Origin of the sequence: Streptomyces kebangsaanensis, assembly GCF_001906585.1 — a bacterium.
Taxonomy (GTDB): Bacteria; Actinomycetota; Actinomycetes; order Streptomycetales; family Streptomycetaceae; genus Streptomyces; species Streptomyces kebangsaanensis.
On record NZ_JUJA01000133.1, the window covers coordinates 94,919 to 101,810 of the forward strand.

Here is a 6,892-nt window from a genome sequence, read left to right on the forward strand (position 1 = left end):
TTCCAGATCGAAATGGAGGCAGGGAAGCTCCAGGAACCGACTCCCCATGTAGCTGATTCTCTACTGGCGCGACTTGCCGAGATATCCCCCGGCCCAGACTGGGTGGCATATCAGAATCTTTGCCGTGAAATCTCGGAGTTCCTTTTTTCCCCACCACTATCGCAACCCCTATGGGAGCGAGGCAACTTCAGCAAGGTAAACAGGCGCGACTTGATTCTTCCTAATTATGCACTCGACGGCATGTGGGCATATTTCCGCACTCGCTACCAGGCGGATTATGTAGTGATCGATGCGAAGAATTATTCTGGATCGATCAAAAAAGACGAGGTCCTGCAGATTGCGAACTATCTACAGAGACATGGACTCGGCCTATTTGCCCTAATTTTCACGCGGGTTGAACCAGATGCACAATTGCTCTACATCTTGCGCGAACAGTGGGTACTGCACGATAAGATGATTGTCATCTTGAGCGATTCGGACGTGAAGCAAATGCTCACCAACAAGAAGACGGGAACGGATCCTGCAGAATTGATCCGCCAGAAGATTGAGGATTTCAGAATCAGTCTTTAGATATCCCGTGATCGCGGACCGGCCTCAGTAGCTTGCTCTGTAATACCAAGAGCCCGTTATGGAGTTAGCTAGTAGCCATGCGTCCAGTCGCTCGCAGAACATATGCGATTACTGAGGCAAGTCGCACGAACAGGTAGTCCACAGCAGCGTCGTTGGGTAGAGCAACTTGACTGTGCTCATGGTGCCTGATACCGAACTTGTTGNTCAACTTCTTAAACTCCGCCTCCAGTTCATCACGGTACGGCACAGAGCCAAAGGATGATTTGTCCAGAAGCTCACTAACCGATGTCTTTTTATCTTTACTCGCACCAAATTCCAGGGTCTTCAATCGCTCGAATCCATCCCATAGCTTCTCAACCGCGTCGCGCCGATGTTCCGGATGCCTCGAAATAAAGCGGACCATCGCGTCAGCCAGTTTGGCATTCAGTTCGGGATCTTCAGTCTCTGGCCGGAATTCGGAGATCACGCTTCGCACTTCCGGCGGTGCGATTCTATGGACCTGCAGATCGTCATCTAGCGTGAAAGCTATTCCATTCCGGGCGAAGAGAAAATTTACGCTGCTCTGGAACTCGCCTTGCCCTTTGGGCCGGCCGTGAGAGCGACCACTGAAGGAGTAATGGTGATGATCGCCATTCCATGTGTGCAGCGAACGGTGAGTCGGATCTTCAATGTGGTGAGCAATAAACTCAACTACATCTAGTGCAGTTGCAGTATCTGGCACCCAACCGGTAGCTAGAAGGTCCGCCATGCGGAAATGCTTTACGCTACTGCGAATCTCCATTCCGAAGAGATCATCATCGCCGGTGCACTCCAGCGCGCAGGAGACGAGATCGGGAACGTATGCGGTTAGAGAATCGACAAAAGCCTGCTCGTCTACACCGGTAATTACGCTGTGTCCAGTGCGATCATCCGGGCAGTCGTAAGCAGGAAAGGCTCGTGCGAGATAGCCATCACCGACGTATCGGCGGATCAAAGCCACAAGACCTCGCCATGTCGCGTGCGAGATCTCCTCGGCAACGCGCGGTTTGCCTCGCCCTATACGGTCGGAGTAGAAGGTCCCATCAGCCATGGCCCAACCATGCCAGCAGTTGTCGCCAGCCTTCAACGAAGATGTCTGTGGCCCCCTTCTCGGACCGTGGACCATGCGTGGACTCGACAGGACTGATCTACAACGGACTCCTCCGTGACCTGCTGTGTTGTTTTGGAGTCAAGCGACCTGCGGAGCCGTGTGCCACTCCGCTCGCCGCGGAAGGACTGGCCGGCAATGCTCGACAACGTGGCTGAGGCCGGTGGGGGTGCAGCGAGGCACACGCGCGCCTGGTCTGTCGGCGCACCCGCCGTCATGGCTGACTGTCGTCGGCTGAGGTTCGTGCCACAACCGTGCCAGATGCAGGGGTCAGCCACGGTCAACACCGGTGCCCACTGGTCGAGTAGCCGCGCGCTTCCTCGGTCGGCGAAGCCCCAGCTTAAGCCCGAGATCACCCAGCCTCTCTCCTAAAGCGGGTGTCGCAGGTTCCGAATCCCACCGAGGGCACGGAGAGAAGGGCCAGCTCGGGAGGGTTTTCCTCCCAGGCTGGCCCTTCGTCGTGTCCTGGGGCTCCCCACCACGTCCGCTCTTACACCAGCGTCGAAACCATGGCCTTGTCGCCGTTGATACGGGTCAGGAAGTCCATGATCGATCTTTCACCCTTCTCTGAGAGGAATCTATGGCCAAAGGGTCACACTGGGTAGATGTGGCCACCTTGTCGGTCTACCCAGATACACTCTGATGGGTTATCAGGAGGGACGGCCTCGTTGGGCCGTTGGACGTCTGAAGGTAGGCGAGCCATGGCAGAGGTGCAGTCGGGTGTAACGAGCAAGAAGATCCACCCCGACGCCTACGGAGCTTTGATCGAGGCGCTGACTACGATCAACTGGAACAAGCTTGCGTATCAGCAGGACGTCCGCCGCCGACTTCGCGAGTACCCAGAACTGTTGACTCGACTCGATTTCACGACGACCAAGCGCGAGACCTCGGCCCAGCTTGTCAACATGCTTATGGCCGAAGAGAAGCGGTATCGCGATCTCACGATAGAATTGATGACCGATATATCGCGCTTGGACAGCTTCCCAAACCTAGTCAAGCAAGTTGACGCTGACGACCTATTGGCCCAGGCGCGTGCAGCTGTAACCAACTTGGAGAAGTGGGTAGGACGGCACGCAGCCATCGCTGAGGAGCGCGAGAAGTTCGCGGCCGAGCTTGCCGCACACCGCGAAAATATCAACCGAACCCGGGACTTCACAGAAGTCCTGAGTGAGTTGAGGCAGGAGTTTCTTCGGCTTCATGGCATGACGAATCGCCAGCAGGCCGGACGGGAGTTCGAGACCTTCCTGCACCGACTGTTCACTCTCTTCGATCTTGAGCCGACGCTTGCCTACAACTTGAAGGGTGAGCAAATCGACGGCTCGATCTACCACGACACAAACCACTACGTGGTCGAGGCCAAGTGGCTGGCCAGCGCGGTCGAAGCCGAGCATATGACGAACTTCGACGGCAAGGTGAAGCGAAAGGGCAAGAACGCCCTTGGCCTCTTCGTCAGCGTCAACGGCTTCTCAGAGGGCGGCCGAGACATCTTCAAGCGCAGCACCTCGTTCATTACCGTGGACGGAGCCGACCTGTTCTGCGTCCTCGACGGGCGGATCCGTCTTGACGCTCTGATTGCCCGCAAGCTTGAGCACGCAAGTCGCACCGGGGACTGCTTCTTCCCAGCCGCCGCCATGCATCTGTAGCTTCCACGGGCCACTATCGATCTTGCCGAGTAGTGCTGGTTGGTACCGCGCCATCGCTGAAAGCACGGCACCCCCAGCCGACCGCGTGTCCAGCCCGACAGACCTCAGCAACCGTGCTGCCCGTAGTCCGGGACGAAGAGATCGTGCCAGATAGTGCGGCGAACCACGGGGAACATCGGGCACCAAGCCGGCGGTCGACCAGGCCGCAGCGCTGCTCCGTCGCAGGTCAGGTCTACAACCGCCCGCAGAAGACTCAAGCTTCCCAAGCTGATGTCACCCGTCGGCCTACCGCTTCGTCCGGGCTGCGGCGCTGGGGCGCCGGTCCCGGCCGAGCGTCAGGCTAACGAGCTCGTACATGGTTCGGTGGACCTCAGTAAACCACTAGATCGCGGTGGACGCTTAGTTGTAGGTTCGCCTGTTGGGCTCTCACCACTCATGAACAGGACGAGGCATTGGCAGATGTCGAGAAGATGATTCAGCAGTTGAGCTTCCTTCTCAGTGCTGGCTACCGCTACGCCACTGACACGTCGTGGGCCGGAGGTGACAGTCGCGACCCAACCGTGATTGGCAACCGCATTGCGTCAGCGATTGAGCGGACCGCGCTCCCTGGCTCTTCCTACATCAGACAGCTTAAGAGCACCCATCCTTTGCCACAGCCGTATAGGTATCAAGAAATCTACGCTGTGGCTCAAGGGCTGCATGACGATCTCGTGGCCGGTTGGTATGAGTCAATGGTAGAGCTGGTCCATGCGGATACGTACAGCGACTACTTGGAGATGGCAGACGAGCTACTCGGCGCAGGCTATAAGGACCCGGCAGCAGTTATCACTGGTACATCCCTGGAAGTTCATGTGCGGGCGCTCTGCGTCAAGCATGGCGTAAATACTGAGCTGTCGAGCGGTACGCCGAAGAAGGCTGACGTCATGAACGCCGACCTGAAGAAGGCTGACGTCTATGACGGCTTGCGGCAAAAGCAGATCACGGCCTGGATGGATCTGCGGAACAAAGCGGCACACGGCGACTATCAGAGCTACGACGGACACCAGGTACGCATGTTTATTGATGGTGTACGGGACTTCATGTTGAAGCACCCGGCATAGTTCGACCCACGGAGGACTGACGGTGGCGATCGAAGACATGGTGAAGCAGCTCGACGAGCTGATTGAGAAAGCTGAAAAAATCCTCGGAAAGCGTCTGGTTTATGGTGATCCAGAACTAGGAGAAGCCGAGATTCTGGCGAACCGCTTGGAGACCGCAGTGACCCGCCTGACCATGCAGGGGTCTATGTACGGTCAGCAGCTCAAGCGGGGTAGTGGGTATTCGTCCGAAGGTAGGTTGCAGCACAACGTGCAAGTGGCCACTACGCTAAGGGACGATCTCAACGCGGGATGGACGGAGACCGTCGTCGAGCTAGTGCACGCTGACACATACAGCGACTATTTGGAGATGGCCGAAGCGCTGCTGAACAAAGGCTACAAGGACGCGGCGGCGGTCATCACGGGGACATCTCTCGAGGTGCACGTGCGCGCCCTCTGCGTGAAGAACCATGTGCCCATCGCAGTGGCAGGTAGGCCGAAGAAGGCCGACACCATGAACGGCGACCTGAAGAAGGCCGGCGTTTACGACGGGTTGCAGCAGAAGCAGCTGACGACTTGGATGGACCTTCGGAACAAGGCGGCGCACGGTGATTACGCCAGCTATGACAAGGATCAGGTTGGGGCGTTTATCGATGGTGTCCGCGCCTTCATGATGAAATACCCGGCGTAGTTTCGGCGAGGTAGGGTCAGGCCGCTGGCGCCTTCTGCTGAGTGACGTTTTCTCAGCGGTGGTCATTTCCAGATTCTGTTGAGGGCGAGGGCGGCGCGGGCTATGTCGCCGATCCGGCTGGGGCTGAGCCTCGATCCACCGCGTGATCTTTGATCGCGCGGTGTGATTGGTTTCGGGGTGGATTTTCGGTTCCGGGCAGGGCGGGTTTCCGGATGGCCGTTCCGGTGGCGGGTTCTCCGAGGTCTTCCAGATCGTGGACGGGCGGGGGTCCGGTTGGTCAGGTCTGCATCCGCTGCCCGGTGGCGGTCCACAGGTCGGTGAAGTCGTCGGCCCAGCGCCAGCGTCGGGGCAGATGCAGCACTACTCGTCGTCCCGGGCGGGCGATGCGGGCCGGAACGGCGATGAGATGACGGCGGATCGTGCCGGTCCGTGCCCGTGCGTGGAAGGCGGAAGCGAGGTGTCCGGCCGCGCGGGTGAGGTTGTAGGCGGTGGCGGCCAGGGTGAGCCAGGCCGCGTTCGCGGTGAACTTCCCCGAGGGCAGGTGGGCCAGGGCGGAGTCCTCCAGATCGGCGAAGACCTGTTCCACCGCGGCGTGAGCACGATGCATGGGCTCGGCGTCGGTCAGGACGAAGGTGCTGTCGGTGAAGACCACATGATGGCGCCAGACCGCGAACAGCTCACTTTGTCCGTCGGGCACCGTCTTCGGGTTCAGCCGCTTCACGCGGCGGACGATCAGCCGGGCGGTGGTGTGGAACTGCTTCTTCTTGCTGGTGAACGCGGTGAACGGGATCTCGGCGATCTCGGCGTCGGAGATCCAGCGTTCCTCCTCGGCGTCCCAGATCGCGTCGGTGTACCGGATCGGCGTCCAGGCGTCCTCGGCGATGGACGCGATCGCTTCGCGGATCGTCTTGGTGACCGCGACGGCCAGCGAGAAGCGGGCGCCGGCCCGACGGCAGGCGGCGACGACCTTGTGGGAGAAGTAGGCCGAGTCGGCGCGCACGATGATCTGTGCGGTGATCCCCATGGCCCGCACCGTGGTCAGCGCCTCGCGCAGCAGACTCGCCGCCCCCTTGCCGGAGCCCGCCGAGCCCCTGCGCAGCCGGGTGGCGACGATGACCGGCGCGCAGGTGGACGTCTTGACCGTGACGATCTGGAAGTGCAGCCCGCGGACCTTGGTGTAGCCGAACGAGGCGCCCTGCTTGGCCGGGCCGTAGACCTGCTTGACCTTGGAGTCGATGTCGACGAACACCACCTCGTCCGTCGTGGGCACCAGTCCGGTGTGGGCGGCCAGGTTGCAGGTGAACGCGCTTGTCGCGGACTGGAGTTGCCGGACGTGTCCCCAGGTGAAGGCGCGCAGGAAGGTGCCCAGCGTGGACGGTGCCCGCACCCCTGCGAAGAGCTTCCGCAGCCCTCCGTGCCGCAGGACATCCAGGTCGTCGATGGAGTCGGCGCCGGCGGCCATGCCGCCCACGATGCTCATCGCCTTCGCGTCGGGGGCCGTGCCGGCGCCGTTGGCCGCGCCGGTCAGTTTGACCTTCTCGGCCACCAGAGCCGGCAGGCCGCACCGCTCGGCCAGCCGGATCACCGGGACCAGTCCGGCATGCGCGATGAGATTCGGCTCGTCGAACGCGGCAAACACCCGCGCCGGGCTGTGGGACGATTTCACTTGAGAGGTGCCTTGCAGGTCGGGACCGGTGGAAGCGTAGGAACTCCCATCATCCCAGGTCAGCGGGCACCTCTTCTGATTTCTCCGTCCACGGCCCGTCCGCTACGCGGTGGATCCAGG

Annotated in this window: 5 protein-coding genes; 4 read left to right on the plus strand and 1 reads right to left on the minus strand. The window is 60.2% G+C overall.

What is annotated here, in order from left to right; genetic code table 11:
• The 4 genes from RH94_RS40390 to RH94_RS41465 form a co-directional block, all read left to right on the plus strand.
• Positions 1 to 570 (plus strand): hypothetical protein (locus tag RH94_RS40390; RefSeq protein WP_199880998.1); only part of this gene is annotated, 570 nt, incomplete at its 5' end.
• Positions 571 to 2,397: 1,827 nt separating this feature from the next.
• Positions 2,398 to 3,339, plus strand: coding sequence for a restriction endonuclease (locus RH94_RS19360; protein ID WP_073948798.1), 942 nt, complete (start codon positions 2,398 to 2,400; stop codon positions 3,337 to 3,339).
• Positions 3,340 to 3,791: 452 nt separating this feature from the next.
• Positions 3,792 to 4,439 carry a hypothetical protein gene (locus RH94_RS19365; RefSeq protein WP_073948799.1) on the plus strand — a complete coding sequence of 216 codons (648 nt, stop codon included), beginning with the start codon at positions 3,792 to 3,794 and terminating at the stop codon, positions 4,437 to 4,439.
• A gap of 22 nt (positions 4,440 to 4,461) precedes the next feature.
• Positions 4,462 to 5,106: a hypothetical protein gene (locus RH94_RS41465; RefSeq protein WP_199881000.1), complete on the plus strand. Its 645-nt coding sequence runs from the start codon at positions 4,462 to 4,464 to the stop codon at positions 5,104 to 5,106.
• 277 nt (positions 5,107 to 5,383) lie between these two features.
• Here the strand turns inward: RH94_RS41465 and RH94_RS19375 are convergent, their stop codons facing one another.
• Positions 5,384 to 6,772, minus strand: a complete 1,389-nt coding sequence (locus RH94_RS19375; RefSeq protein ID WP_073945630.1) for an IS1380 family transposase — start codon at positions 6,770 to 6,772, stop codon at positions 5,384 to 5,386.
• Positions 6,773 to 6,892: the final 120 nt, after the last annotated feature.

Excerpts from the sequence above, each read along its gene's own strand:
- RH94_RS19360 (WP_073948798.1), top strand. The coding sequence starts at position 2,398 with ATGGCAGAGGTGCAGTCGGGTGTAACGAGCAAGAAGATCCACCCCGAC.